The organism is Rossellomorea sp. NRS-1567 (assembly GCF_050467885.1).
Taxonomy (GTDB): Bacteria; Bacillota; Bacilli; order Bacillales; family Bacillaceae_B; genus Rossellomorea; species Rossellomorea aquimaris_C.
In genome coordinates this window covers 173,923-200,497 of sequence record NZ_JBITPL010000016.1, presented here as the reverse complement: position 1 = coordinate 200,497, position 26,575 = coordinate 173,923, and the positions used below count along the sequence as shown (strand labels likewise).

General features: G+C 44.0%; 29 protein-coding genes. All 29 read left to right on the top strand.

Annotated elements, in window-relative coordinates; translation table 11 throughout:
• The first annotated feature begins 78 nt into the window (after positions 1-78).
• The 29 genes from ACIFOD_RS12440 to ACIFOD_RS12300 all read left to right on the top strand — a co-directional run bounded on the left by ACIFOD_RS12440 (position 79) and on the right by ACIFOD_RS12300 (position 26,415).
• Positions 79-1,362: a UDP-N-acetylglucosamine 1-carboxyvinyltransferase gene (locus ACIFOD_RS12440; RefSeq protein WP_113969252.1), complete on the top strand. Its 1,284-nt coding sequence runs from the start codon at positions 79-81 to the stop codon at positions 1,360-1,362.
• A gap of 396 nt (positions 1,363-1,758) precedes the next feature.
• Positions 1,759-2,721 carry a class II fructose-bisphosphatase gene (glpX, locus tag ACIFOD_RS12435; protein ID WP_034765120.1) on the top strand — a complete coding sequence of 321 codons (963 nt, stop codon included), beginning with the start codon at positions 1,759-1,761 and terminating at the stop codon, positions 2,719-2,721.
• A 333-nt stretch (positions 2,722-3,054) separates the two neighbouring features.
• Positions 3,055-4,317, top strand: a complete 1,263-nt coding sequence (gene rho / locus ACIFOD_RS12430) for a transcription termination factor Rho (protein ID WP_044340561.1) — start codon at positions 3,055-3,057, stop codon at positions 4,315-4,317.
• Between the two features lie 212 nt (positions 4,318-4,529).
• On the top strand, positions 4,530-4,742 hold the full coding sequence (rpmE, locus tag ACIFOD_RS12425; RefSeq protein WP_034765123.1) for a 50S ribosomal protein L31: 213 nt from the start codon (positions 4,530-4,532) through the stop codon (positions 4,740-4,742).
• Positions 4,743-5,054: 312 nt separating this feature from the next.
• Positions 5,055-5,666 (top strand): thymidine kinase, encoded by a 612-nt coding sequence (locus ACIFOD_RS12420; protein WP_397553700.1) that lies wholly within the window; start codon positions 5,055-5,057, stop codon positions 5,664-5,666.
• A 173-nt stretch (positions 5,667-5,839) separates the two neighbouring features.
• Complete coding sequence (locus ACIFOD_RS12415) at positions 5,840-6,292, top strand: hypothetical protein (RefSeq protein WP_397553701.1); 453 nt, start codon at positions 5,840-5,842, stop codon at positions 6,290-6,292.
• Positions 6,293-6,444: 152 nt separating this feature from the next.
• The gene (gene prfA, locus ACIFOD_RS12410) at positions 6,445-7,515 is read left to right on the top strand and encodes a peptide chain release factor 1 (protein WP_113969247.1); all 1,071 of its coding nucleotides are present in this window, start codon (positions 6,445-6,447) and stop codon (positions 7,513-7,515) included.
• Positions 7,515-8,384, top strand: coding sequence for a peptide chain release factor N(5)-glutamine methyltransferase (gene prmC / locus ACIFOD_RS12405; protein WP_430314926.1), 870 nt, complete (start codon positions 7,515-7,517; stop codon positions 8,382-8,384). The genes prfA and prmC overlap by 1 nt, the downstream gene beginning before the upstream one ends.
• 355 nt (positions 8,385-8,739) lie before the next feature.
• The gene (spoIIR, locus tag ACIFOD_RS12400; RefSeq protein WP_430314925.1) at positions 8,740-9,615 is read left to right on the top strand and encodes a stage II sporulation protein R; all 876 of its coding nucleotides are present in this window, start codon (positions 8,740-8,742) and stop codon (positions 9,613-9,615) included.
• A 150-nt stretch (positions 9,616-9,765) separates the two neighbouring features.
• Positions 9,766-10,206, top strand: coding sequence for a GNAT family N-acetyltransferase (locus ACIFOD_RS12395; protein WP_397553705.1), 441 nt, complete (start codon positions 9,766-9,768; stop codon positions 10,204-10,206).
• A 352-nt stretch (positions 10,207-10,558) separates the two neighbouring features.
• Positions 10,559-11,599, top strand: a complete 1,041-nt coding sequence (locus tag ACIFOD_RS12390; protein WP_430314924.1) for an L-threonylcarbamoyladenylate synthase — start codon at positions 10,559-10,561, stop codon at positions 11,597-11,599.
• A gap of 145 nt (positions 11,600-11,744) precedes the next feature.
• Positions 11,745-12,299 (top strand): manganese efflux pump MntP family protein, encoded by a 555-nt coding sequence (locus ACIFOD_RS12385; RefSeq protein ID WP_397553707.1) that lies wholly within the window; start codon positions 11,745-11,747, stop codon positions 12,297-12,299.
• A 128-nt stretch (positions 12,300-12,427) separates the two neighbouring features.
• Entirely contained in the window at positions 12,428-12,865 is a 438-nt protein-coding gene (locus ACIFOD_RS12380) for a low molecular weight protein arginine phosphatase (protein ID WP_430314923.1), read from the top strand.
• A gap of 18 nt (positions 12,866-12,883) precedes the next feature.
• Positions 12,884-14,173: a methyl-accepting chemotaxis protein gene (locus ACIFOD_RS12375; protein WP_430314922.1), complete on the top strand. Its 1,290-nt coding sequence runs from the start codon at positions 12,884-12,886 to the stop codon at positions 14,171-14,173.
• 154 nt (positions 14,174-14,327) lie between these two features.
• Positions 14,328-14,771 (top strand): ribose 5-phosphate isomerase B, encoded by a 444-nt coding sequence (rpiB, locus tag ACIFOD_RS12370; RefSeq protein WP_148971193.1) that lies wholly within the window; start codon positions 14,328-14,330, stop codon positions 14,769-14,771.
• 12 nt (positions 14,772-14,783) lie between these two features.
• Complete coding sequence (locus ACIFOD_RS12365) at positions 14,784-15,323, top strand: TIGR01440 family protein (RefSeq protein ID WP_430314921.1); 540 nt, start codon at positions 14,784-14,786, stop codon at positions 15,321-15,323.
• Between the two features lie 420 nt (positions 15,324-15,743).
• On the top strand, positions 15,744-16,985 hold the full coding sequence (glyA, locus tag ACIFOD_RS12360) for a serine hydroxymethyltransferase (RefSeq protein WP_430314920.1): 1,242 nt from the start codon (positions 15,744-15,746) through the stop codon (positions 16,983-16,985).
• Between the two features lie 460 nt (positions 16,986-17,445).
• The gene (gene upp, locus ACIFOD_RS12355) at positions 17,446-18,075 is read left to right on the top strand and encodes a uracil phosphoribosyltransferase (RefSeq protein WP_397553712.1); all 630 of its coding nucleotides are present in this window, start codon (positions 17,446-17,448) and stop codon (positions 18,073-18,075) included.
• A gap of 622 nt (positions 18,076-18,697) precedes the next feature.
• On the top strand, positions 18,698-18,919 hold the full coding sequence (locus ACIFOD_RS12350) for an AtpZ/AtpI family protein (RefSeq protein WP_113969237.1): 222 nt from the start codon (positions 18,698-18,700) through the stop codon (positions 18,917-18,919).
• A 3-nt stretch (positions 18,920-18,922) separates the two neighbouring features.
• Positions 18,923-19,297 carry an ATP synthase subunit I gene (locus ACIFOD_RS12345; RefSeq protein WP_397553714.1) on the top strand — a complete coding sequence of 125 codons (375 nt, stop codon included), beginning with the start codon at positions 18,923-18,925 and terminating at the stop codon, positions 19,295-19,297.
• 22 nt (positions 19,298-19,319) lie between these two features.
• Positions 19,320-20,033 carry a F0F1 ATP synthase subunit A gene (atpB, locus tag ACIFOD_RS12340; RefSeq protein WP_397553715.1) on the top strand — a complete coding sequence of 238 codons (714 nt, stop codon included), beginning with the start codon at positions 19,320-19,322 and terminating at the stop codon, positions 20,031-20,033.
• A gap of 72 nt (positions 20,034-20,105) precedes the next feature.
• Complete coding sequence (gene atpE, locus ACIFOD_RS12335) at positions 20,106-20,318, top strand: F0F1 ATP synthase subunit C (protein WP_044339990.1); 213 nt, start codon at positions 20,106-20,108, stop codon at positions 20,316-20,318.
• 163 nt (positions 20,319-20,481) lie between these two features.
• Complete coding sequence (locus ACIFOD_RS12330) at positions 20,482-20,997, top strand: F0F1 ATP synthase subunit B (protein WP_397553716.1); 516 nt, start codon at positions 20,482-20,484, stop codon at positions 20,995-20,997.
• Positions 20,994-21,530, top strand: coding sequence for a F0F1 ATP synthase subunit delta (locus ACIFOD_RS12325; RefSeq protein WP_430314919.1), 537 nt, complete (start codon positions 20,994-20,996; stop codon positions 21,528-21,530). Before ACIFOD_RS12330 ends, ACIFOD_RS12325 begins: the two co-directional genes overlap by 4 nt.
• 27 nt (positions 21,531-21,557) lie before the next feature.
• Positions 21,558-23,066: a F0F1 ATP synthase subunit alpha gene (gene atpA / locus ACIFOD_RS12320; RefSeq protein WP_397553718.1), complete on the top strand. Its 1,509-nt coding sequence runs from the start codon at positions 21,558-21,560 to the stop codon at positions 23,064-23,066.
• A 105-nt stretch (positions 23,067-23,171) separates the two neighbouring features.
• Complete coding sequence (locus ACIFOD_RS12315) at positions 23,172-24,032, top strand: F0F1 ATP synthase subunit gamma (RefSeq protein ID WP_113969231.1); 861 nt, start codon at positions 23,172-23,174, stop codon at positions 24,030-24,032.
• A gap of 71 nt (positions 24,033-24,103) precedes the next feature.
• The gene (atpD, locus tag ACIFOD_RS12310; protein WP_113969230.1) at positions 24,104-25,507 is read left to right on the top strand and encodes a F0F1 ATP synthase subunit beta; all 1,404 of its coding nucleotides are present in this window, start codon (positions 24,104-24,106) and stop codon (positions 25,505-25,507) included.
• A gap of 22 nt (positions 25,508-25,529) precedes the next feature.
• A complete protein-coding gene (locus tag ACIFOD_RS12305) occupies positions 25,530-25,934 on the top strand; it encodes a F0F1 ATP synthase subunit epsilon (protein WP_430314918.1) in 405 nt (134 codons plus the stop codon).
• A 244-nt stretch (positions 25,935-26,178) separates the two neighbouring features.
• On the top strand, positions 26,179-26,415 hold the full coding sequence (locus ACIFOD_RS12300; protein WP_430314917.1) for a DUF1146 family protein: 237 nt from the start codon (positions 26,179-26,181) through the stop codon (positions 26,413-26,415).
• Positions 26,416-26,575: the final 160 nt, after the last annotated feature.

Genomic DNA, 26,575 nt, shown 5'->3' with positions numbered 1-26,575 from the left:
ATCCTTTTTGTTTTTGGTGTGCGGAGTCTGACAGCCATTGGGGCTTCCTCATCAATGAACAGTGGAAGGGAGTTTAATATGGAAAAGTTAAAAATTGCAGGAGGTTATCCCCTCGAAGGAACCATTAAAGTCAGTGGGGCCAAAAATAGTGCGGTAGCCTTGATCCCGGCAACCATTCTTGCTGATTCACCAGTCACAATCGAAGGGTTACCAGACATCTCTGATGTACAGACACTGAAAGATCTTTTAGAAGAGATCGGTGGTTCAGTCAACCTGGAAGATGGGGATATGAATGTAGATCCAAGTCAAATGGTGTCCATGCCTTTACCAAGCGGGAAGGTGAAAAAGCTTCGTGCTTCTTATTATTTAATGGGAGCGATGCTTGGACGATTCAAAAAAGCGGTCATCGGATTACCGGGTGGATGTCACCTTGGTCCACGTCCGATTGATCAACACATTAAAGGCTTCGAGGCTCTTGGAGCAGAAGTGACGAATGAACAGGGTGCGATTTATTTGCGTGCCGATGAATTAAGGGGTGCCCGCATCTATCTTGATGTAGTCAGTGTAGGAGCAACCATTAACATCATGCTTGCCGCTGTACGCGCAAAAGGCAGAACGATCATTGAAAATGCGGCAAAAGAACCTGAGATCATTGACGTAGCTACATTACTAAGTAATATGGGCGCGAAGATCAAAGGAGCGGGAACCGATGTGATCCGCATTGATGGTGTAGACGAGCTTCACGGCTGCCGTCACACAATCATTCCTGACCGCATTGAAGCGGGAACGTTCATGATCCTTGCAGCAGCAGTCGGTAAAGGCGTGCTCGTTGACAACGTTATCCCATTACATATGGAATCGGTCATCGCCAAGCTGCGTGAAATGGGCGTACCCGTTGAAACAAATGACGACCAGATCTACATCGGAAGAGCGGACAAGCTCAAATCGGTTGATGTAAAAACATTGGTGTATCCAGGGTTCCCGACAGATCTGCAGCAGCCGTTCACCACATTATTGAACAGGGCAGAAGGTTCTGCTGTCGTAACGGACACCATCTATTCAGCCCGCTTCAAGCATATCGATGAACTGAGAAGAATGAATGCGACGATCAAGGTAGAAGGTCGCTCGGCCATCGTCAATGGACCTGTACAATTACAAGGTGCCAAAGTGAAAGCAAGTGACCTCCGCGCAGGAGCAGCTCTTGTCATCGCCGGCTTAATGGCAGAAGGAATCACTGAAGTGACCGGCCTCGAGCACATCGACCGCGGCTACAGCGACCTCGTTGCCAAGCTTGAAGGCCTGGGCGCAACCATCTGGCGTGAAAAAATGTCAGCCGAAGAGCTGGAGCAGATGAAGTCGTAATTTCGTAAAGCGTTTTGAAAGTTTTTCAAGAGATTGTTGTTTTAAATTATTTTATGAAAAAGCATATAAAACTAAGTTGATTGGAGCGGAAGGTGCTCGACTCCTGGGGGAATAGCGGGAAAGTTGAGACCCCGCAGGGCAAAGCCCGAGGAGGCTCAACTCACGCCCCGCGGAAAGCGAGCACCTGGAGCGGAAATCAACCACTACTCGCTTTTTATGGATAAACTTAAATATTTCCAATATGACCAGTTCTTTTCTACCTGAATGAACCATTGTGTCCTACTTTTTTCGAAAAAAAGTCTCTCTAATCGTTTCAATGTGTTACAATAAATCTGTTAATATGTTATACAATTAAAGAAAATTGTAAAACAAAAGGGATTACGGGAGGCTATATACATGGAAAGAAGTTTATCAATGGAGCTTGTTCGAGTAACAGAAGGGGCTGCCCTTGCATCGGCCCGCTGGATGGGTCGCGGTAAGAAGGATGAAGCAGATGATGCTGCAACCTCTGCCATGCGCGATGTATTCGATACAGTACCGATGAAGGGAACAGTTGTAATCGGTGAAGGTGAAATGGATGAAGCTCCAATGCTTTATATCGGTGAGAAACTAGGGACAGGCTATGGTCCACGTGTAGATGTGGCCGTCGATCCGTTGGAAGGAACGAATATCGTTGCTTCCGGAGGCTGGAATGCACTGGCGGTACTCGCGGTGGCAGACCACGGAAACCTACTGAACGCACCGGATATGTATATGGATAAAATCGCAGTAGGACCAGAAGCGGTCGGGGAAATCGATATCAACGCTTCTGTTATCGATAATCTGAAAGCCGTTGCGAAAGCAAAGAATAAGGATATCGAAGACGTAGTGGCAACGGTCTTAAATCGTCCTCGTCATGAGCATATCATCCAACAGCTGAGAGAAGCTGGGGCTCGTATCAAACTGATCAATGATGGTGACGTAGCAGGAGCTATGAACACGGCATTCGATCATACGGGTGTCGATATCTTATTCGGATCCGGTGGCGCTCCAGAGGGAGTACTCGCTGCCGTAGCGTTGAAATGCTTAGGTGGAGAAATTCAAGGAAAGCTTTTACCACAGAACGATGCCGAACTGCAACGCTGTATCAGCATGGGGCTGGATGTGGACAAGATCCTTCGAATGGAAGACCTCGTATGCGGTGACGATGCGATCTTTGCGGCAACAGGTGTCACGGACGGCGAACTGTTAAGAGGTGTTCAGCTTAAAGGGACATACGGCTTGACTCATTCTGTGGTTATGCGTGCCAAATCTGGTACCGTTCGCTTCATAGACGGCCGCCACAGTCTTCAGAAAAAACCAAACCTGGTCATGAGATAATAAAAAGATATAAGTAACACTGAGAGAGAAACCAACTCTTCTTAATAAGAGATGAGGGATGGGCAGAGTGTCTTACCATTTCTGCCCATGACCACTCTTATCACTCACTTTTTTTCTTCATAGGTGAAAAAATGCTGCCTATCTACAAAATTACCTTCCTTTTTTTACCCAGTCATTGATTCTTAATTAAAAGTATGGTTACAATAGATAAGGTTTTATCTTCAGCATTTTTTCTATTAGTTTATGCTTCAACATATTTCTTCATTTTTAGAAAAATCTACCCTTCTTTTTAAATATTTTAGGTAGGACAAATTAATAAAGCGTGGTGTCATGATGGAAGAGTTAACAATCTCTAGCTTAGAAAATATGAAGCTTAAAGAGCTTTACGAGCTAGCCAAACAATACAAAGTTTCTTATTATAGTAAATTAACAAAAAAAGAATTGATTTTCGCTATCCTTAAAGTTCGTGCAGAACAAGAAGGCTTCTTCTTTATGGAAGGTGTTCTTGAAATCATCCAATCAGAAGGATTCGGTTTCTTACGACCGATCAACTATTCTCCAAGCTCTGAGGATATTTATATTTCTGCGTCACAAATCCGCCGTTTCGACCTTCGTAACGGGGATAAGGTATCGGGAAAAGTGCGCCCTCCGAAGGAAAACGAGCGTTATTTCGGACTGCTTCATGTTGAAATGGTCAATGGAGAAGAGCCTGAATCTGCGAAAGAACGTGTCCATTTCCCAGGTTTGACGCCTTTATATCCTGACCGTCAAATGAAACTTGAAACAACACCAAACAAAATCTCCACGCGTATCATGGATCTTATAGCGCCTGTCGGTTTTGGACAACGTGGATTGGTCGTAGCACCACCTAAAGCTGGTAAGACGATGCTGATCAAAGAAATCGCGAACTCGATCACAACGAATCATCCTGAAGCGGAATTAATCATTCTTCTGATCGATGAGCGTCCAGAGGAAGTAACGGATATCGAACGTTCGGTCGAAGCAGAAGTCGTAAGCTCAACATTCGATGAAGTGCCGGAAAATCATATCAAAGTGGCAGAACTCGTTCTTGAGCGCGCCATGCGTTTAGTGGAGCACAAGCGTGATGTCATTATCCTGATGGATAGTATCACTCGTTTGGCCCGTGCTTATAACCTGGTCATCCCGCCAAGTGGACGAACTCTTTCCGGTGGTATTGATCCGGCTGCGTTCCATCGCCCGAAACGATTCTTTGGTGCTGCACGTAACATTGAAGAAGGCGGAAGCTTGACGGTTCTCGCGACAGCGTTAGTGGATACAGGGTCCCGTATGGACGATGTCATTTATGAAGAGTTCAAAGGAACAGGGAACTTAGAGCTTCATCTTGATCGTTCTCTTGCTGAGAGACGAATCTTCCCGGCCATCGACATCCGTCGTTCCGGAACTCGTCGAGAAGAACTTCTCATTAAACCGGATCATCTTGAAAAGCTGTGGGCGATTCGCAAAGCGATGTCCGATCAGCCTGATTTCGCTGAGAAGCTTATGCGCAAGCTGAAGCAATCGAAGACGAATGAAGAGTTTTTCAATGTGTTGACAGAAGAGTCAAAGAAGCGTTAATCTAGTATTCGAATGATTGGTGCTATGTCTGTAACGACCAATTTTACAGGTTGCAAATATCACTTGTCCTTGTTATAATAGTGTCAATGTGTTTTAAAAAATGGATGTGGTAAGGGGCTGGCTATAACTCTCATGCTTATGCTCATATCACATATATCTTCGTAATAAATTACTCTGTCTCAGATGATTCAGGGCGGAAGGAGATGAAAGAAATGAAATCAGGAATTCATCCTAAGTACAACACGATCAAAGTTAGCTGTGCTTGCGGTAACGAATTTGAAACTGGTTCTGTAGCGGAAGAAATGCGCGTTGAGGTATGTTCTGAATGCCATCCATTCTACACAGGACGTCAGAAATTCGCTGACGCTGGTGGACGTGTTGACCGTTTCAACAAAAAATACGGTCTTAAAAATCAACAACAATAATGAAGAGTCAGAAGGTCATATCGAATTTCTTTGTGCGTAAGGCATAAATATATGAGATTGGCACTTCTCTTCTATTAGAAAAACAGGCAAGGATCTTCATGCTTGCCTGTTTTTTATTCTCTTTAAAGCAAATGGTTGAAGAAATAGAGGCAGTTCCAATTGAGCTGTGCCTCTTTTTTTCTGCCAAATTACTGAAACTTGAGCATTTTTCCCGTACATAAAGGAATGCTTTATACTAAAGAGTAGTCCGTTTTTACTAACAGTCAGGCTGTTTAATTATAGAATATTGCAAAAGGAAGGAGAGGCGCTTTCGTGTATGTCATGAAACAAACGGGTTGGGTAGAAGTCATTTGCGGCAGCATGTTCTCAGGGAAATCCGAGGAACTGATCCGCCGGGTAAGACGCACTCAATTTGCTAAACAGGAAATTGCAGTGTATAAGCCAAAACTAGATAATCGCTATAGTGATGAGTCGGTTGTATCTCATAATGGTACCTCTGTCATCGCCAAAGCAGTCGAGGGTTCACATGTGATCCTTGATGACCTGAATCCAGAGGTGGATGTCATTGCTATTGATGAGGTTCAATTTTTTGACGAAGGCATTGTAGAGGTCGTCCAAAAATTAGCAAACAGTGGATACCGTGTCATCCTCGCAGGACTTGATCAGGATTTCCGCGGAGAACCATTCGGTCCGATGCCGGACTTATTGTCCATTGCCGAGCAAGTGACAAAACTTCAAGCCGTTTGTGCAGTATGCGGCTCTCCTGCTAGTCGAACACAACGATTAATCAATGGCGAACCAGCTTGCTACGATGATCCCGTCATCCTGGTGGGTGCGTCTGAAGCTTATGAGCCAAGATGCCGTCATCACCATGAAGTTCCGACTGGAATGAGCGTTACACCTGATATGGTGAAGGAAGTATAAATAATGATTAAAAAACAAAGTCATGGGTTTGTGGCTTTGTTTTTTTAATTGAAGTTCAGGATGTAAAGAAAATTGAACAAAGCTTCTCTTCTGGCTCTCCTTACACTTGTCTCCGCTTTTATGTGCATAAGCACTTTCCTGTGGGAAATCCTAAAAACAGGAGGTGTAAAAGCATGAAAAAACTAGTATTAGTTTTATCCTTTACGGTATTCTTCATTTTAATCACCGCGTGTGGAGTGAATCAAGAATCCGAATTCGGTAGGCACGAGGATCAAAATGGGACACGATTCATTGATAATCGAAAAGATGATCGAAATGATCGTCAAGATAAAATCGTCCGAAACACGACAAATGAAAACCCGAACTTTCCAAACCTGACGAACTCACCAGGCACAACATCGACGACAACTGGTGTGTATGAAGACAAAGCACGTGAGGTTGTGAAGGAGTATTCCAACTTTGAACCAGATGAAGTGTGGATCAATGGCGAACAAATGTGGGTGACGGCCCATACCCAAAATGAAATGAGTATGGCTGAGACGGATAAAGAAGAAGCGATGTTAAAAGAGAGACTGGAGAAAGCCATTCCAAAATACGATATAAATGTGAAAATCACCGAAAGATAAAAAAAGTGCAAGCAGGTTTGGATACTGATCTGCTTGCCTTCTACATAAAATCCACCCGTTTATGCCTTCTGTTTATTCCCGATCTTCCTTGTGTTTACATACACCGTATAATATAATTAGACTGTTATGGACTAAAATTGAGGTGAATAGCTGTGTTCGATCGTTTACAAGCAGTGGAAGATCGCTATGATAAGTTAAATGAACTATTGAGTGATCCAGAAATTGTGAATGACCCAAAGAAGCTAAGAGATTATTCAAAAGAGCAATCAGACATCCAAGCAACGGTAGAAGCATATCGAGAATATAAAGAACTTACTGGGCAGTTTAAAGACGCTAAGGCAATGCTGGACGATAAGCTTGATGCTGATATGCGTGAAATGGTGAAAGAAGAGGTTTCCGAGCTTGAAGAACAAATCGAAGCATTGGAAGCCCGTCTGAAAATATTATTGATCCCGAAAGACCCGAACGATGATAAGAACGTAATCATGGAGGTCCGTGGTGCTGCAGGTGGAGATGAAGCGGCCCTGTTTGCCGGTGACTTATACCGTATGTACAGCCGCTATGCAGAATCACAAGGTTGGAAGACCGAAGTGATGGAAGCGAACTCGACTGGCGTTGGTGGATATAAAGAAATCATCTTTATGATTAACGGAAATGGCGCATTCTCCAAAATGAAATACGAAAACGGGGCACACCGTGTGCAACGTGTACCTGAAACAGAATCCGGCGGACGTATTCATACGTCGACGGCAACGGTTGCCTGCTTGCCGGAAGCGGAAGAAGTCGAGGTGGATATTCACGACAAAGATATTCGTGTCGATACCTTCGCATCCAGTGGCCCGGGAGGACAAAGTGTTAATACAACCATGTCTGCTGTCCGTCTGACTCACATGCCGACAGGTGTAGTCGTGTCATGTCAGGATGAAAAGTCACAGATCAAGAACAAAGAGAAGGCAATGAAAGTATTGCGTGCCCGCGTTTACGATAAATTCCAACGTGAAGTTCAAGCTGAATACGATGCAAACCGTAAATCAGCCGTTGGTACAGGTGACCGTTCCGAACGTATCCGTACGTACAATTTCCCACAAAACCGCGTAACGGATCACCGTATCGGATTGACGATTCAAAAGCTTGACCAAATTCTTGAAGGAAAGATGGATGAAGTCATCGATGCGTTAATCATCGAGGATCAATCCAAACTTCTTGAGAGACTGGAAGAATAATGACGTCTGTTACTATATTTGAAGCCCTAAAATGGGCTTCTTCTTTTTTAGTCGAAAATGGCCGTGATGAAAATGTGGGAGAAATCTATTTGCGGCATTTAGTAGGGATGTCCCGTTCCCAACTGTTGGCTGAACAGCGGAGGTCCGTCCCGGGGGAGAAGTGGGAAGAATTCCAAGATGGGATTCACCGGCATGTTGGTGGAGTGCCGATACAGCATATTATTGGGGTTGAGGAGTTTTATGGTCGGGAGTTTTTGGTGAATGAGCATGTACTGATTCCGAGGCCGGAGACGGAAGAGCTCATTTACTATGGTCTTGAGAAGATGAAGGATTTATTTGAGCCAGACATCCTTTTGCAGGCTGCAGATGTGGGAACGGGCAGCGGGGCGATTGCCGTTACGTTGAAACTGGAGTCAAAACGGATCCCTCTTGAAATGATGGCCGTCGATATTTCGAGTGAAGCACTGGCGGTTGCCAGGGAGAATAGCGAGAGACTCGGTGCGGATGTCCGTTTTTTTGAAGGGGATCTGTTAAAGCCCTTGATTGAAGACAGAGTGAAGCTGGATATACTTTTATCCAACCCTCCGTATATACCGCTCACCGATCGCGAAACCCTATCAGATGTCGTAATCGAACATGAGCCTGAACTCGCATTGTTCGGCGGGGAAGATGGCTATGATCTGTATAAACGCTTTATGGAAGAATTGCCTCTCGTCATGAAGGAAACTTGCCTGATCGGTTTCGAAGTCGGCGTGGGTCAGGGAGAAATCGTAGCCGATATGTTGCGCGCGACCTTCCCCGATGCGGAAACAGTAGTCGTCCATGATATTAATGGGAAAGATCGTATGGTGTTTTGTGTGAGAAAATAGGAATGTTGACCCTCGATTGATGTGATCGAGGGTGTTTTTTTGTGGAAAATGAAGTTTTTGTTCGATTAGTTAGGTATTTGGAGAGCTAGTAGTGCTTGAGAGGTAGCTTTGAGGGTGTGATACTTGATATATTATCGAGATTAGGGCACTTATTATCGACTTTTCGATTATATTATCGAGTTTGGGGTATTTATTATCGACTTTAACGGATATATTATCGACTTTCAGATTTTATTTTCAAATCAGGCTTCCCCGAATTTCCCAACAGATTTTCTCCTCTCTAATTAAAAAATGTATTTTACTAGTTTAAGATTTCCCCTTTTTGACGAGACTGTTTTACTGAGGGGGAGAGGAAATGAAAACAAAACATACGGTTTTATTGTATATCTTGATTCTATCATTAGGAACGATTCTAAGTTTATATATACCGAAGCAGGAAATGGCGGCTCAGGAGACGATGGTGATCCCGGAAGAAGCGATTCGACTTCGGATTCTGGCAAATAGTGATTTGGAGCAGGACCAAAATGTGAAAAGGCTGGTTCGTGATGAAGTGAATAAAGAGATTACGAATTGGGTGGCGACTCTTACATCACAGGATGAAGCGAAATCAGTGATTAAAGCAGGTCTACCGCAGCTTCAGAAGATTGCAGAAGAGGTTGTCTCTGAGCAAGGCTTGGATCAATCGGTGAAAATTGATTTTGGAAAAGTGGAGTTTCCTACTAAATTATACGGTCAGTATTTGTACCCGGCAGGCGAATACGAAGCGGTGTTGATCACTCTGGGTGCAGGAGAAGGAGCGAACTGGTGGTGTGTTCTTTATCCGCCTCTATGCTTCCTTGATTTCTCGACTGGAAATGCGGTAAGAAGCCCTGGGTTTGAAACGAAAGTGGAAGCGAGTGGGAATGAGGTCACTGAAGTGGATCCAGAAGATGTAGTTAGTGAAACTTCAGAAGTGGATTCAAGTACTAAATCAGTAGAAACAAAAACTTCTGAAATCGATGTTATTGCCTATAAAGAGGTCGAGATGGAAACAGTGGAAGCGGCAGCTACGGAAGAAACAGCAGAAGTAGAAGAGACTCAGGAAGAAGAACTTCCTGTAAAAGAAGAGATGGAAACGGCGGAAGCACAAGAACAACAAGAACAGCCAGTCTATGTTGAGGGCGGAGATGAGGAAGAAGTAGAGGTTCGATTCTTCGTAGTCGATTTTTTCAAAGGATTATTCAATAAGTAGAACGTAGAGCTTCATCCACCTGAGATGGAGCTCTTTTTACGTGCGAAGGAAATCTAGCGTTCTAGTATTTTTCACAACAACTTGTTCTATTCTCTTTTTCCCCTCATACACTAACATTAGGGGATGATAGAAAAGGGAGGATGAAATGTGATGTTAAAAGTGATTCGCCAAGCAACACAGGAAGATATCCATGAAGTTGTAGCCTTCTTAATGAAAGCAGGATTAAGTACAGAAGGCATTAAAAATAGTATTGATTGCTTTTTAGTAGTTGAAGACTCAGACAACCAGTTAATCGGGACTCTCGGAATTGAGGTTCAAGAGAAGATTGGACTTCTTCGCTCCCTCGTTGTGACCTCATCTTTTGAAAGTGAAGAATTGTTTGCTCTTTTCCAAGAAATATTAAAATTGGCGAAAGAAAAAGAACTTACGCGTCTTTACTTGATCTCCAATCGAAAAGCGTCGCTGAATTTCTTTGACCTGCTAGGTTTTCAACAGGAAAAAGAGCCTTTTGTGGATGAGTTGGAGAAATTTGTACACGCTCAAAAGTTATCCACTGTGGATAACTGTATTACGATGAGGCTTGACCTTTAAGAAGATTTGAGGGGTTTCGACAAATTCCAACTAGAAGAAATTATTTTACGATAGTAGTCTGGTAGTAGACTGAATCATTTCTATTGAGAAATGATTCAGTTTTTTTATGTGGAACATTCGACAAAATGTGAGAAGTCCCCATCTCTAACGTAAATATCTCTTTTTTCAGAATTATTCACACCATCCACAGGTTTATCCACAGTTTGTAGAGTTTCATTCTCGTTTTGTGGACGATACTTGAGAATTTGTGGGGTTTCTTTTATACTTTCAAAAGAGTAAAGTTCTAGAACGCTTGTTAATTCTGTATCTATACACAGAAATGAGTGTTGATAATAGAAGGTGGATGACGGAAATGATGAAACATTGGATTGTGGAAAGAGATGTGGATAACAATGAAAGTTATCCACAAATTGTGGATGCAGCGAAGATTCTTCAACAGAATGAGGTGGTGGCATTCCCGACAGAGACAGTTTATGGTCTGGGTGCCAATGCGAAATCAGATACGGCTGTGGAGAAAATCTTCGAAGCGAAGGGAAGACCATCGGATAATCCACTGATTGTCCACATATCAAATAAAGATCAGCTGGAAGGACTTGTAGCAGAGGTCCCGTCTGATGCAGCGAACCTCATCGATGCTTTTTGGCCGGGTCCATTAACGATAATTTTTAAAAATAAGGAAAACGTATTTTCTCAAAAAGTAACAGCGGGATTGCCGACCGTGGGGATCCGGGTGCCTGATCACCCAGTAGCACTGGCAATCATTGAAGCGTCTGGACTGCCGATTGCGGCACCAAGTGCGAACCGCTCAGGAAAACCAAGTCCGACAACGGCTCAGCATGTCATCGATGATCTGGAAGACCGGATTGCAGGCGTGGTCGACGGAGGTGAAACGGGTGTCGGTGTCGAGTCGACCGTAGTGGATTGTACGGGACCAAGGCCTGTCATTTTACGTCCCGGAGGAGTCACCAAGGAACAGCTGGAAGAAGTGGTCGGTTTAGTGGAAGTGGATCCCTCTTTAAAAGAAGGAAAGGGAGCTCCGAAATCCCCAGGCATGAAATATACGCACTACGCCCCTGATGCTCCTGTGTATTTAGTTGATGGTACGAGGGCAGATCTTCAGAAATTAGTAGATGACAAAAAAGCTGAGGGTCTCAAAGTGGGTGTGTTAACAACGGAAGAATTCATGGATGACTTCCAGGCAGACGTTATTCTCTCGATGGGTCGGAGAGAGGACCTGACATCAGTCGCTCGAAATCTCTATGATACGCTGCGTGCTTTTAATAAAAGGGACGTGGATATTATTTTCGCCGAAATGTTTCCCGAAGAAGGGGTCGGCCTGGCGATTATGAACCGGCTTCAGAAAGCTGCCGGGTACAGGGTGATAAAAGGATAATGGTTACCCCTGTGGTTTGAGAGAACTGTAGGGGTTTTTTGTGTGAGTCAATAATGCCCAATCTTCAAACCGATTTACCATTCTATTTCCCTTTGGACATGCATAAATTTGTTCTGTAGGCATGTCCGGAGGGGGAAAAACAAAAATGACAACGATTATCGGAGAACTGATTACCTTGATGTTAATGGCATTTGCTCTTGGGATGGATGCCTTTTCGATCGGAATCGGGATGGGTATGTTTCAGCTGAGATTAAAGCAAATCTTATATATAGGGTTGGTCGTCGGGATCTTTCATGTCTGGATGCCCATGCTCGGGATGATGACGGGGAAATTTTTATCCGAAACATTCGGTGCCTTTGCGGGGTATGCCGGCGGGCTCCTTTTGATTGTATTAGGCATACAAATGTTCATGTCCAGCTTTAAAGAAGAGGAGACGACGCTCATTTCCCCGGTAGGATTTGGTTTAGTGCTCTTTGCTTTGAGTGTAAGCCTGGACAGCTTTTCCGTTGGATTGACCCTCGGGATTTTCGGTGCCAGGACAGCGGTTGCCCTTTTCTGCTTTGGGATAGCGGCAACGGTGTTGACATGGGCTGGTTTATTGATAGGCCGAAAATTTCAAGGGGTGCTCGGAACGTATAGTGAGGCACTTGGGGGAAGTATTCTGTTTGCGTTTGGGATTAAGCTGCTGCTGCCGTTGTGAAAGGAAGGTAATGAGTTTTGGAGGTCAAGGTCCGTCCCTCATTGGATGGACTTTTTTCAATTTCTAAGTGAATGAGTTAGGTGAGGGTTGGAAAATATTTTATAATAGGGTGTAAGGAGGATGACGTGATGAATATTTTATTTGTTTGTACGGGAAATACGTGCCGGAGTCCTATGGCAGAGGCTGTTTTGAAGCATAAGGGTGCAGAGGGGTTTGATGTGAAATCTGCAGGCGTTTTTGCCATGGACGGAAGTGATGCTTCATTTCAGACTAAAGAAGTGCTGAAAGAGAACGATATAATACATAGACACCAATCGAGTTCGCTCTCAAGGGAGAACCTGGATTGGGCTTCCTATATTTTCACGATGACTTCAAATCATAAGCGGGCAATTGTGGATCAGTTTCCACATGTGGCAGACAAAATTTTCACATTGAAAGAGTTTGTCCATGAAGATCCTGCAGATTTGGATGTATCGGATCCTTACGGGGGAAGTGTGGACATCTATAGACATACATACAGAGAGCTGGATTCATTGATTGAGGAGTTAATTAAAAAGCTGGGTTGAGACAGGGAGAGAGAAAGAATGGGGAAAGAGAGAAGCTACAAATCGGGTCTTAGAAAGAAATTGGTCTTCTTTATCACGCTACTTGCCGTGGTGACGTATTCCACGAGTGCACTTTTTATTTATTTTATCAAACCTACTTTTGCACCGGATATGAATGAGCTTTTATTTACGAGCATGACGCTGGGGATGGGAGTGTTCTGGTCAGGTGTGCTTGCCTTTTTTGCAGCGGGATTCATCGTCAAACCACTTCAGCGTTTGGAACAGGCTGCGTTAAAAGCGGCTGAAGGGGACATCGCTGTGGAAGTGGAGGTGCCGAAGTCAGATGATGAAATCCGGTCACTCGCATTGGGGTTCAATCGCATGCTCCATAACTTGCGCGACATGGTATCAAGTATCGACGAGAATTTTACTAAAACAAATTCGAATGTGATCGAGTTGTCGAGAGCATCAGAATCTGCTTCCACTCAAGCGGATTCCATTTCCAAAACGATTACAGAAATTTCAGCAGGTGCTGAAAGCTCGGCCATGGCGATTCAAACGACGGCTGAATCGGTGGAGGATGTGATCCGGATCGCACAGGAAGTACAGAATCACTCCAAATCATCAGAACAAATGTCCAAGCATATGGTGACGGAGCTTCAAGGAAGCAAGGAGGTCATTCATTCCCTGGTAGAAGGCATCGGCCGACTTGCAAGAGGAAATGAAGATTCTTTAGATGCCGTCCGCCGCTTGGAAGACAATGCGAAAAAAGTGGAACAGATCATTCAATTGGTCGGGGATATCGCGAACCAGACCAATCTTCTCGCTTTAAATGCTTCCATTGAAGCAGCACGTGCAGGAGAGCACGGTAAGGGGTTTGCAGTTGTAGCAGAGGAAGTCCGCAAGCTGGCGGATGAAAGCGGCAAGGCAGTCCAAGGAATTTCGGACCTCATCAAGAACATTCAGACCGAGGTTGGAAATGTAGTTGGACAGATCACGATTCAAGTTGACTCTGCAAATTCTGAAGTGAAAAAAGGAACTCAGACCAATGAGATGATCGAAACGATGACGAAAACGATCCATGAAGTAGCTGATGCGGTTCAAAATATATCCGTTCTTGTCGATCAGCAAATGAACAGCATCCAATTGACTTCCCAGCAATCACAGGAAGTTGCGGCCATCGCAGAAGAAACCTCCGCGGGGGCGGTGGAAGTGTCAGCCTCCACAAAAGAACAAGCGACTGTGATGGGTGATGTAGAGAAGCTTGCGTTGAATCTGAAAGAGCAGGCAGAATCATTGAAGGGTACGATTACGCGTTTTCATCTATAAAAAAGACGGACATGAGGGACGGACCTTATGTCCGTTTTTTTGTTGTTGTCTGGCTTTCGACTCATTCTATCAAAAAGAATCCGAAAAACTTTATATAATCATGAGTGTGTGGCAAAATAAGACGTATCAAAGGCTATAGGGAGTGGGATTAATTATGAAAATTGCAATTGCATCCGATCACGGTGGGGTAAATATCAGGGAAGAAATAAAATCACTACTGGAAGATCTGGGCTTAGAATATGAGGATTTCGGTTGTGAGTGTGGAACGTCCGTTGACTATCCGGACTATGCAGTGCCTGTTGCAGAAAAGGTTGCCAGCGGTGAATTCGATCGTGGCATTCTGATTTGTGGAACGGGAATCGGTATGAGCATTTCAGCTAACAAGGTCAAGGGGATCCGCTGCGCCCTTGTACATGATGTGTTCAGTGCGAAAGCAACCCGTGAGCACAATGACAGCAATATGTTAGCCATGGGTGAACGTGTGATTGGACCCGGGCTAGCGCGTGAAATCGCCCAAACGTGGCTGGTGACAGAATTTGAAGGTGGCCGTCATGCAAACCGTGTAGGGAAAATCACGGCATACGAAGACAAACAATAGGGAGTGGATTTCATGGAAATCGCTCAAATGAAGGAAGAACTGCAAACGATCCTGCAAGAATTCAGCAAGCAGGTTCCGATGAAAAAGGGACAAGTGTTTGTTGTAGGCTGTTCGACATCAGAAGTGATGGGGGAGCGGATCGGAACATCAGGAACCATTGAAGTAGCAGAAATGATTTTTGAAGAGTTAAAAGGATGGTCGGATTCAATAGGTGTCTCGCTTGCTTTTCAATGCTGCGAGCACTTAAATCGTGCCATCGTTTTGGAAAGAGATGTGGCTGAAAGAAAAGGCTTGGATGAAGTCACAGTCATTCCTGTGCGAAAAGCAGGAGGAGCCATGGCCACCCAAGCGTATCATTCCTTTGAAGATCCCGTCATGGTCGAGCATATCAAAGGCGATGCCGGCATCGACATCGGTGATACCTTCATCGGCATGCACCTTAAACACGTTGCCGTCCCGATCCGGGTCTCACAGAAAAGCCTCGGCGAAGCCCACGTCACACTGGCCAAAACCAGACCGAAACTCATTGGTGGAGTCAGAGCTGTGTACTAATAATATTCTCTGTTTAAAGGTCCGTCCCTCTGATTTGAGGGACGGACCTTTATTTCGGTGTTGCCTTAAATCCGGGCGTAAATTCCGAACTATAAAGGGGGACATGGAGTATATGATTATGTTACAAGGCAGCGAGGGACAAAACTGACCGATTGGATAGAGGATCACAAACTATCAGCACTTGTTCGCCTTCATTCGACAATGATAGTCATAGTGCTACTCTGGGGAGCGTGTAAGGAGAACGGTGAGGATGTTTGTGAACAACATCACACGAGGTCCGTCCCTCTAATAGGCTCTAAACACGAACATTACGTTTTGACTAGAGGTTTTTATTTCGCGTTTTGCTGAATCGTGTTAGAATGAGGGTGAATGAATCAAAGAGGCGCAGCAGTTGGGCCTATGAATTAAAGGGGGATATGTATGAGTAAGATTGCCAAGCAAGATCCGGAAATTTATGCAGCGATTCAAGATGAATTAGAGCGTCAACGAACAAAAATCGAGTTAATTGCATCTGAAAACTTTGTCAGTGAAGCGGTTATGGAAGCACAAGGCTCCGTTCTGACAAATAAGTATGCAGAAGGGTACCCAGGTCGTCGCTATTATGGTGGCTGTGAGCATGTGGACGTAGCTGAGAATTTGGCTCGTGATCGTGCGAAGGAACTATTTGGAGCAGAACATGTAAACGTTCAGCCTCACTCAGGAGCACAGGCCAATATGGCAGTCTACTTCACGATCCTCGAACAAGGTGATACGGTTCTTGGTATGAACTTATCTCATGGTGGACATCTGACTCACGGAAGTGCCGTCAACTTCAGTGGAATTCAATATAACTTCGTAGAGTACGGTGTGGACGAAGAGAAGCACCTGATCAATTACGAAGATGTTAGACAAAAAGCATTAGAGCACAAGCCGAAGCTGATCGTAGCGGGAGCAAGTGCATACCCAAGAGCGATCGATTTCGCTAAATTCCGTGAAATCGCGGATGAAGTGGGAGCATACCTAATGGTTGATATGGCTCACATCGCTGGTCTTGTAGCAGCCGGTCTTCACCAGAACCCAGTTCCTTATGCAGACTTCGTGACAACAACGACTCACAAAACATTGCGCGGACCTCGTGGCGGTATGATCCTATGCAGAGAAGAGTTTGCAAAGAAAATAGACAAGTCTATTTTCCCAGGAATTCAAGGTGGCCCGCTTATGCACGTGATCTCAGCTAAAGCTGTTGCTTTCGGTGAAGCGTTGCAGGATTCTTTCAAAGACTATGCGCAGAACATCATCGACAATGCGAACCGTTTAGGTGAAGGTCTTGTAAAAGAAGGAATCAATCTTGTATCAGGCGGATCTGATAACCATCTATTACTGATCGACCTGCGTTCACTAGGACTGACTGGGAAAATCGCAGAGAAAGTGCTTGATGAAATCGGGATTACCGTTAACAAAAACACGATTCCATTCGATCCGGAAAGTCCATTCGTAACAAGTGGAGTACGTATCGGTACAGCAGCTGTTACGTCCAGAGGATTCGGGCTCGAAGATATGGATGAAATTGCTTCCATCATGGCGTTGACTCTTAACAACCATGAAGACGAAGCGAAACTGGAAGAAGCCCGCAAACGTGTTATCGACCTGACGAGCAAATTTGAATTATATCCTGAAAGATAATAGATGATGACCTCTTCGCCAGGAACGGACCTCCCTGGTGGAGAGGTTTTTTTGGTGGGAAATTAGTAGGGAAGTAGATTTTCAATCATGTAGTTACAGATTTTAAAGTGATTTTGAGTAGAATCCAGCCGTTACTCGAAAAAATCCGGCCATTTTTGGAGATAATCCGGCCATTTTTCGAAATAATCCAGCCGTTTTTTCAGAGAATCCAGTGGCTTTTCAAAAAAATCCAGCCGATTCTTGCATTAATCCGGCCGATTAACATAATTAACCAAAAAACAATCCCATTCACTCCTACTTCCACTTCGTCTGCCCGCACCCATCATCTCAATTCTAACGATTCCATTACACTTCCCATCTCATGTTGCTCTTAAATTGTCTTTTATGTACAATAGTCTGAGGTGTAAAGGAAGTAGACAAACTATTTTTACATAAAATCGAATTTAAAGGAGAGAGTCGAATGGGCAAAGTATATGTATTTGATCATCCGTTAATCCAACACAAATTAACGTTTATTCGTGATAAAGAAACAGGTACGAAGGAATTTCGTGAGCTTGTTGATGAAGTAGCGACATTGATGGCGTTTGAAATCACCCGTGATTTACCGTTAGAGGATATTACTGTGGAAACACCAGTAAGCAACGCGAAGGCCAAGACTCTTGCAGGTAAAAAATTAGGGATTGTTCCTATTCTGCGAGCAGGATTAGGAATGGTCGACGGAATTCTTAAACTGATCCCGGCTGCAAAAGTAGGACATGTTGGTTTATATCGTGACCCGGAGACTCTTAAACCGATTGAGTATTACGTAAAGCTTCCAAGTGATGTGGAAGAGCGTGACTTCATCCTCGTTGATCCAATGCTTGCAACAGGAGGATCTGCTGTAGAAGCTATCAACTCATTAAAGAAGCGTGGCGCGGTAAGCATCAAGTTCATGTGCCTCGTTGCCTGTCCTGAAGGAGTGGACGCTATCAAGGAAGCACATCCTGACGTTGATATCTTCATCGCGGCTCTTGATGAGAAGCTGAATGAAAAAGGATATATCGTTCCTGGTTTAGGGGACGCAGGAGATCGTTTATACGGTACGAAATAATTTGAAATAAAACAGGAAAGCCGGATTATCTATAATTGATAACCCGGCTTTTCTATTTATATTACGACATAATTCCTACTGTTATTTAGTTGGAAGTATTTACATTAAATTCAAGGGTTACTCATAAAAAGGATTTTCTATATAATGGAGGGGCATGTGAGGATAGAATCTATGGATTTGTTAATAAAGTGAGCAATCGATGGAAAGAGTAGTAAGTTTCATTCGATGAAATCCTTGGATATTCTTGTCGGGCCTGACCAGTCGGCTCCGCTTTTCGACATGTCCAGCTCCGGGGTCTTGGGGCTCGAGGTCATAAGTCAAGCCGACCAAAAAGGCAAAGAACGCCTTTCCGGTCGACTCGCCTTATGCTTGTCGCCCCAGGCCGAGCCCCCTCCGCTTTTCTAGTAAATGTGTTAAAAATGTGAACAATCTGGAAACGCGTGGATAGGTTGTGAACTTTTTAACTTGAACGCATTGACATAGATAATACCCTATTGTATGCTTACAAAGGGTATTAAATGATAAGGTTTTCACAAGGGTTGAACCCGTATGGAAACGGTTTTTCATCATTTGTACAGTGTAAACGATTTTCCACTAAATCACATGTGTGGAGATGAGAAAAATGCGTCAAAATGATCGGCGCCCGTATCAATCGATGGTCTTGTATTCTGCTATTCTTTCCCAGCTAGTTGGTTCTATTTTAATAGGGATCTTCGGCGGGAGATGGTTAGATGGAATATGGAGCACCACACCACTTTTCTTAATTATTGGACTACTCCTTGGGCTCGCAACAGGAATCTACACCATGCTCCGTACAGTCCAACATTTCAATTCGGGAGATTAATGTATGCCAGAACTTCAGCAATTGTTTAACAGGCATCGTAAGTACATATTTTTCCTCCTTTCCTTTTACGTCCTCGGTTGGGGTTTTACTTCCTATCAGTCTATTTTCCTTGGGCTTATTTTGGGGACAGGCATCAGTCTGTTTAGTCACTGGCTGATCATGAGGAGAACCGTGCGATTCGGTGATGCAGTAGAATCTGGTCAAAAGGTTCGATCATTGGGAACCTTCTCAAGGATGGCAGGTGCGGCCTTTGCAGTCATTATTGCAACGGAATACCCTGAGCACTTTCATCTCCTGAGCGTCATTATGGGATTAATGACAATTTACCTTGTCATTATGATAGATTATTTTATTCAGCAGCTTTTAGCTCATAAATAGCGGGGAAGAGAGGTGAATTTCATTGCATCATGAAAATCCTACAGCCGAGTTTCTAGGGTTAACTTTTAACCTGGCGAACGTACTGATGATCACAGTGGCAAGTGCCGTTGTTTTCTTAATCGCCGTTCTGTCAACTCGTAGACTGGCCATGAAACCAACAGGAGTGCAAAACTTTATGGAGTGGGTCATGGACTTTGTCAAAAATATCGTGAAAAGTAATATGGATTGGAAAACAGGTGGTCGTTTCCATCTCCTTGGACTTACTTTACTCATGTACATTTTCGTTTCGAACATGTTAGGACTTCCGTTCTCGGTAGTCATTGACCACGAATTATGGTGGAAGTCACCAACAGCGGATCCAGTTATCACTATGACCCTGGCGGTTATGATCGTTGTGTTAACGCACTATTATGCAATCAAGATGAAAGGCTTCGGTGAATACGGTAAAGACTTCTTCAGACCTATGTCGTTCTTATTCCCGCTGAAGATCATTGAAGAATTTGCCAACACACTAACGCTTGGTCTTCGTCTTTACGGTAACATCTACGCTGGGGAAATCCTGCTTACTTTATTGGTAGGAAGCCTCGCACACATGGGAGCAGCCGGATTACTGGGTGCCATTATCCCAACGATTGTATGGCAAGCTTTTTCAATCTTTGTCGGCGCAATCCAATCATTTATTTTTGTTATGTTAACGATGGTTTATATGGCTCACAAAGTCAGCCTGGACCATTAATATATACCCTGTTCAAAATTGAACAAAACTACTCAAAACATTTTTTCATACATTTAAAGGAGGAAATTCAGAATGGGTCTTTTAGCAGCAGCAATTGCAATCGGTTTAGCAGCACTAGGTGCAGGTATTGGTAATGGTCTTATTGTTTCACGTACGGTAGAAGGTATGGCTCGTCAACCGGAAGCTCGTGGAATGCTTCAAACTACAATGTTCATCGGGGTTGCATTAGTAGAGGCGATTCCTATCATCGCAGTAGTTATCGCATTCATCGTAATGGGTCAATAATAGCAGTTTAAAGTTCAAGATGGCGAAGATCATTCGATAAGAACCTTCGCCATTCCTTTATGTTTAGTACTTATGAACATATGACTATGAATGATACGGCATTTGCCGTTATTGTACAGCTTTCTTTAGGGAAGGCATTGACTCTTGAAGGGAGTGAAACCTTGTGCTTACAAACGCATTAGTCCTTGGAGCTGGTGGCTTCAACGGTGGAGATATCGTATTCCAGCTTGTAATGTTCCTTATCCTTCTTGCCTTATTGAAGAAGTTTGCCTGGGGTCCTTTGATGGGCATCATGCAAGAGCGTGAGAATCACATTGCAGGCGAAATTGAAGCGGCTGAACAAAGCCGTCTAGAAGCAAATAAGAGCTTGGAAGAACAGCGTCAACTTTTAAAAGAGGCTCGTCAAGAAGCGCAAGCGATGATCGAGAACTCTAAGAAGCAAGGCGATGAGCAACGTGAACAAATCATCATTGCCGCTCGTCAGGAATCTGAGCGCTTGAAGGAATCTGCGAAACGTGAAATCGAGACGCAGAAAGAACAAGCGATGGCAGCATTACGCGAGCAGGTTGCTTCACTATCTGTTCTGATTGCATCGAAAGTGATTGAAAAAGAACTTTCTGTTCAAGATCAACAGAAGCTGATCAATGATTATATTAAAGAGGCAGGAGAAGAGCGATGAGCTACTCTACAGTCGCAAAACGCTATGCGTTAGCTCTTTTCGAAATTGCCAAAGAACACAATCAATTAGAAGCGATTGAACAAGAGCTTCGCACAGTGAAATCCGTTTTTATCCAAAATAAAGAATTAAGCATTCTTTTGGAAAATCCGAAGTTTTCGACGGATAAGAAGAAAGACATGTTGAAAGAAGCGTTCTCTCTAGTTTCAGTACCAGTATTGAATACACTGCTTCTTATGACTGATCGTCATCGTGAAGATCAGGTAGTGGGCGTTGTCGATGCATTTATCGAGCTTTCTAATGATGCTAGAGGAATCGCAGAAGCAAAGGTGTACTCCGTACGTGCTTTAACAGAAGATGAGAAGACAGCAATCTCAGCTTCTTTTGCTAAGAGAATTGGGAAACAATCATTAAGAATTGAGAATGTGATAGACGAGAACATACTTGGGGGACTTAAGGTCCGTATCGGCAACCGTATTTATGACGGAACACTTGCTGGCAAGTTGGATCGTCTTGAGCGTGAACTTGTTCGTTAACTTTCGTATAAATGAGGGGTGAAATTCATGAGCATCAAGGCGGAAGAAATCAGCGCGCTGATAAAAAAGCAAATTGAAAACTATCAGTCTGAGATGAAAGTAAGCGATGTAGGTACAGTTATCCAAATCGGTGACGGTATCGCTCGTGCTCATGGCCTCGACAATGTCATGGCTGGAGAGCTAGTTGAATTTTCTAACGGTGTCATGGGTATGGCGCAAAACTTAGAGGAAAACAACGTAGGTATCATCATTCTCGGACCATTTAAAGACATTCGTGAAGGCGATGAGGTTCGTCGTACTGGACGTATCATGGAAGTTCCAGTAGGACAAGAATTAGTAGGTCGTGTTGTAAACTCACTTGGACAACCAGTTGATGGATTAGGTCCAATTGCGACAACGAAAACACGTCCAATTGAAGGTGGAGCACCTGGTGTTATGGATCGTAAATCCGTACACGAGCCACTTCAAACTGGTATCAAAGCGATCGACGCTCTAGTTCCAATCGGTCGTGGTCAACGTGAGTTAATCATCGGAGACCGTCAAACAGGTAAAACATCTGTTGCGATCGATTCGATCCTAAACCAAAAAGATCAAGACATGATCTGTATCTATGTTGCGATTGGACAAAAAGAATCAACGGTTCGTAATGCAGTTGAAACGCTTCGTAAGCACGGTGCCCTTGATTACACAATCGTTGTAACGGCATCAGCTGCTTCACCAGCTCCAATGCTATTCTTAGCACCATACGCTGGTATCACTATGGGTGAAGAATTCATGCATAGCGGCAAGCACGTTCTTGTTGTATATGATGATCTTTCTAAGCAAGCTTCGGCTTACCGTGAGCTTTCATTATTATTACGTCGTCCTCCAGGCCGTGAAGCGTTCCCTGGTGACGTATTCTACTTACACTCTCGTTTACTTGAGCGTGCAGCGAAATTAAGTGATGCAAAAGGTGGAGGTTCCATCACAGCATTACCATTCGTTGAAACACAAGCAGGAGATATCTCCGCTTACATTCCAACAAACGTTATCTCCATCACTGACGGACAGATTTTCTTACAATCTGACCTATTCTTCTCCGGTGTTCGTCCGGCGATCAATGCAGGTCTTTCCGTATCACGTGTTGGTGGATCCGCACAAATCAAAGCGATGAAGAAGGTTTCCGGTACACTGCGTCTTGACTTAGCCGCATACCGTGAACTTGAAGCATTTGCTCAGTTCGGATCAGATCTTGATAAAGCGACACAAGCGAAGCTGAACCGTGGAGCCCGTACTGTTGAAGTACTGAAGCAGGATCTTAACAAACCACTTAATGTTGAAAAACAAGTTATGATCTTCTATTCATTAACAAAAGGTCATTTAGATGATATTCCAGTAACAGATATTCGTCGTTTCGAAGGTGAATTCCTAAGCTGGTTAGATCACAACCATACAGAACTGTTAGACCATATCCGCACAACAAAAGGTCTTCCTGAAGACGATGCAATGAAAGCTGCGATCAACGAATTCAAGAAGACATTTGTAAAGTCTGAGTAATTTTATATGATGTCGGTGTTCATTCTGATGACACCGGCTGATTATTCTATTATTTAGTTGGTTCTAGTGAATATGACTAACATTTTAAAAGGGTGGTGAGAACCAGTGGCATCGTTACGCGACATAAAAACTCGTATTACATCTACGAAGAAAACCAGTCAAATTACGAAAGCAATGGAAATGGTCTCTGCCTCTAAATTGAACCGTGCTGAAACGAATGCGAAAGCCTTCGTCCCTTACATGGAGAAAATTCAGGAAGTCGTTACTTCCATTTCCCTTGGTAGCACAGATGTAACGCATCCGATGCTAGTCTCCCGCCCCGTAAAAAAAACCGGCTACTTGGTCATTACATCTGACCGCGGTTTGGCGGGGGCTTATAACTCGAGCGTCATTCGTGCTGTAAGTAATGCGATTAAAGAGCGTCACAGCTCTCAAGATGAATACGCCATTATTGCGTTAGGTCGTATTGGAAGGGACTTCTTCCAAAAACGAGGCGATAATGTAGTGGAAGGTATTGTAGGGCTACCAGATCAGCCAAACTTTGCAGACATTAAAGACATTGCCAACAAGGCAGTTAGCATGTTCTCAGATGGTGCTTTTGATGAGCTTTACATGTACTACAACCACTATGTCAGTGCCATTCAACAAGATGTTACCGAGAAGAAGGTTCTTCCTTTAACGGAGCTTGATTCTTCTTCATCGAAACTAACTTCTTATGAGTTTGAGCCTAATGCTGAAGAAATTTTGGAAGTGTTGCTCCCTCAATATGCTGAAAGCTTGATTTACGGTGCGTTGCTTGATGGTAAAGCCAGTGAGCACGCGGCCCGTATGACAGCAATGAGAAATGCAACAGACAATGCGAAAGAAATCATTAACAGCCTTACACTTTCTTATAACCGTGCGCGTCAAGCAGCGATTACCCAAGAAATCACGGAAATCGTCGGCGGGGCAGCAGCACTTGAATAGAAATGACATTCCGGTTCAGTGCCGGATTACAACATAGTTTTGTCGTCAAAAGCTAGTTAGGAGGGAAAGAGATGAACAAAGGACACGTTCTTCAAGTAATGGGTCCAGTTGTCGATGTCAAGTTCGCTAATGGCCAACTTCCTGATATCTACAACTCATTAAAGGTCCAAATTGCAGATAGAGCTGAACTTACATTAGAGGTTGCCCTTCACCTAGGTGATGATTCTGTACGTACAATCGCGATGGCTTCCACAGATGGTTTACAACGTGGAGCTGACGTGCTTGATACAGGAGCACCAATCTCTGTACCAGTAGGGGATATCACATTAGGTCGTGTATTCAACGTTCTAGGTGAATCAATCGATTTAGACGAGCCTCTTGCAGCAGGTATCCGTCGTGATCCAATTCATAGACAAGCACCTACATTTGATCAGCTTTCTACAGAAGTTGAGATTCTGGAAACAGGTATTAAAGTAGTAGACTTACTTGCTCCTTACATCAAGGGTGGTAAGATCGGTCTATTCGGTGGTGCCGGTGTTGGTAAAACCGTATTAATCCAGGAGCTTATCAACAACATCGCTCAAGAGCACGGAGGTATCTCTGTATTCGCCGGTGTTGGAGAGCGTACTCGTGAAGGAAATGACCTTTACCACGAGATGAGCGACTCTGGCGTTATCAAGAAAACAGCGATGGTATTCGGACAAATGAACGAGCCGCCAGGTGCGCGTATGCGTGTTGCCTTGACGGGTCTTACAATGGCTGAATACTTCCGTGATGAGCAAGGTCAAGACGTACTTCTGTTCATCGATAACATCTTCCGTTTCACGCAAGCAGGTTCAGAGGTTTCTGCCCTACTAGGCCGTATGCCATCTGCCGTTGGTTACCAGCCGACACTTGCTACTGAAATGGGTCAATTGCAAGAGCGTATCACGTCAACTAACGTAGGTTCTGTAACATCAATCCAAGCGATCTATGTACCTGCCGATGACTACACGGATCCGGCTCCTGCTACAACTTTCGCTCACTTGGATGCAACAACGAACCTTGAGCGTAAGCTTTCTGAGATGGGTATCTATCCTGCGGTAGATCCATTGGCATCAACTTCCCGTGCTCTTTCTCCGGAAATCGTAGGAGAAGAACACTACAGCATCGCTCGTAATGTTCAACAAACATTACAGCGTTATAAAGAACTTCAAGATATCATTGCGATCCTTGGTATGGATGAGCTTTCTGATGATGATAAGCTGACGGTACACCGCGCTCGTCGTGTACAATTCTTCTTATCTCAAAACTTCCACGTTGCAGAACAGTTCACTGGACAAAAAGGTTCTTACGTTGAAGTGAAAGACACTGTTAAAGGATTCAAAGATATCCTTGACGGTAAATACGATCACATTCCTGAAGATGCGTTCCGTCTAGTAGGTCCGATTGAGGATGTATTAGCAGCAGCTAAAGAAATGGGCGTAGAGGTATAATTAGGGACCAGGAGGGAAGAAAATGAAGACATTAAAAGTCAATATTGTCACTCCCGATGGCCCAGTGTACGATTCAGAAGTGGAAATGGTGAGCACGAAAGCTCAAAGCGGTGAGCTTGGAATCTTACCTGGACACATTCCGATGGTTGCTCCACTACAAATCGGTGCGGTTCGCCTGAAAAAAGGTGGCAACACTGAGCTTGTAGCTGTCAGTGGCGGATTCTTAGAAGTACGTCCTGAACAAGTGACAATTCTAGCACAGTCTGCTGAAACAGCAGAAGCTATCGATGTACGACGCGCTAAAGAAGCAAAAGGCCGCGCAGAAGATCGCATGCAGGCACAACGCGACGACGTAGACTTCCGTCGTGCCGAACTCGCTCTGAAGCGTGCCATGAACAGAATTAACGTTTCCGAACGTAACTTCTAATATAAACACCAAAACCACCCTTTCCTTGTGGAAGGGTGGTTTTTTTGAATAGAGGGACGGACCTCTGCTGGAAGGTTTAAAAACAAGTACCAAATCTACTTTGTCCAAATGAAAATGCCACAATCAACTGGTTAAATATCCACAGCCTAACTCAACTAAAAATTTTGTAAATTCCATATATCGTTACAGAATTATGTGGTAAAATGGACTTTGTGCGTCGAAATGATTATTAGGAGTGAGAAGAGTGATAGAAAGCTTTGGCCAGCAGGCCCTGATCAGCATGCTCGTGCATCTATTTGTATTCGGGATCACATTTTGGTCTTTGCAATCCATCCAGTTAGACAAGCTCCTCAAGAAAAATCGAGTCGCTCAAGGGAGACTATTGTATATCCTACTAACGATCGCAATCGGCTCGGCCGTAAGCCGATTTTTACTGGATTACTACCTGTGGTCTCAAAGCTTGCCTGTTTTCTTTGAATAAGTAGAGCTTCTGACAAAAAATAGGTCTTCTTGCATGTTTTCATCAGGACCTGTTTTAAGTAAGATTAATTTTGTGCTCGTTCCTTTGTGAAAAAGTTTCAATGTGAAACGCTTTCATGTAACAGCCTGCCGACAACTCAATATTTGTAAAAAGATGACGA

What these genes read in the sequence shown, in the direction of transcription:
- prmC (WP_430314926.1), top strand. Translation starts at nt 7,515, where the DNA reads ATGACGTCTGTTACTATATTTGAAGCCCTAAAATGGGCTTCTTCTTTT.
- upp (WP_397553712.1), top strand. Translation starts at nt 17,446, where the DNA reads ATGGGCAAAGTATATGTATTTGATCATCCGTTAATCCAACACAAATTA.
- ACIFOD_RS12325 (WP_430314919.1), top strand. Translation starts at nt 20,994, where the DNA reads ATGAGCTACTCTACAGTCGCAAAACGCTATGCGTTAGCTCTTTTCGAA.
- glpX (WP_034765120.1), top strand. Translation starts at nt 1,759, where the DNA reads ATGGAAAGAAGTTTATCAATGGAGCTTGTTCGAGTAACAGAAGGGGCT.
- ACIFOD_RS12380 (WP_430314923.1), top strand. Translation starts at nt 12,428, where the DNA reads ATGAATATTTTATTTGTTTGTACGGGAAATACGTGCCGGAGTCCTATG.
- ACIFOD_RS12390 (WP_430314924.1), top strand. Translation starts at nt 10,559, where the DNA reads ATGATGAAACATTGGATTGTGGAAAGAGATGTGGATAACAATGAAAGT.
- rpiB (WP_148971193.1), top strand. Translation starts at nt 14,328, where the DNA reads ATGAAAATTGCAATTGCATCCGATCACGGTGGGGTAAATATCAGGGAA.
- atpE (WP_044339990.1), top strand. Translation starts at nt 20,106, where the DNA reads ATGGGTCTTTTAGCAGCAGCAATTGCAATCGGTTTAGCAGCACTAGGT.
- glyA (WP_430314920.1), top strand. Translation starts at nt 15,744, where the DNA reads ATGAGTAAGATTGCCAAGCAAGATCCGGAAATTTATGCAGCGATTCAA.
- ACIFOD_RS12440 (WP_113969252.1), top strand. Translation starts at nt 79, where the DNA reads ATGGAAAAGTTAAAAATTGCAGGAGGTTATCCCCTCGAAGGAACCATT.
- rho (WP_044340561.1), top strand. Translation starts at nt 3,055, where the DNA reads ATGGAAGAGTTAACAATCTCTAGCTTAGAAAATATGAAGCTTAAAGAG.
- ACIFOD_RS12395 (WP_397553705.1), top strand. Translation starts at nt 9,766, where the DNA reads ATGTTAAAAGTGATTCGCCAAGCAACACAGGAAGATATCCATGAAGTT.
- ACIFOD_RS12365 (WP_430314921.1), top strand. Translation starts at nt 14,784, where the DNA reads ATGGAAATCGCTCAAATGAAGGAAGAACTGCAAACGATCCTGCAAGAA.
- ACIFOD_RS12350 (WP_113969237.1), top strand. Translation starts at nt 18,698, where the DNA reads ATGCGTCAAAATGATCGGCGCCCGTATCAATCGATGGTCTTGTATTCT.
- ACIFOD_RS12385 (WP_397553707.1), top strand. Translation starts at nt 11,745, where the DNA reads ATGACAACGATTATCGGAGAACTGATTACCTTGATGTTAATGGCATTT.
- ACIFOD_RS12345 (WP_397553714.1), top strand. Translation starts at nt 18,923, where the DNA reads ATGCCAGAACTTCAGCAATTGTTTAACAGGCATCGTAAGTACATATTT.
- ACIFOD_RS12415 (WP_397553701.1), top strand. Translation starts at nt 5,840, where the DNA reads ATGAAAAAACTAGTATTAGTTTTATCCTTTACGGTATTCTTCATTTTA.
- rpmE (WP_034765123.1), top strand. Translation starts at nt 4,530, where the DNA reads ATGAAATCAGGAATTCATCCTAAGTACAACACGATCAAAGTTAGCTGT.
- ACIFOD_RS12375 (WP_430314922.1), top strand. Translation starts at nt 12,884, where the DNA reads ATGGGGAAAGAGAGAAGCTACAAATCGGGTCTTAGAAAGAAATTGGTC.
- atpA (WP_397553718.1), top strand. Translation starts at nt 21,558, where the DNA reads ATGAGCATCAAGGCGGAAGAAATCAGCGCGCTGATAAAAAAGCAAATT.
- spoIIR (WP_430314925.1), top strand. Translation starts at nt 8,740, where the DNA reads ATGAAAACAAAACATACGGTTTTATTGTATATCTTGATTCTATCATTA.
- ACIFOD_RS12305 (WP_430314918.1), top strand. Translation starts at nt 25,530, where the DNA reads ATGAAGACATTAAAAGTCAATATTGTCACTCCCGATGGCCCAGTGTAC.
- atpD (WP_113969230.1), top strand. Translation starts at nt 24,104, where the DNA reads ATGAACAAAGGACACGTTCTTCAAGTAATGGGTCCAGTTGTCGATGTC.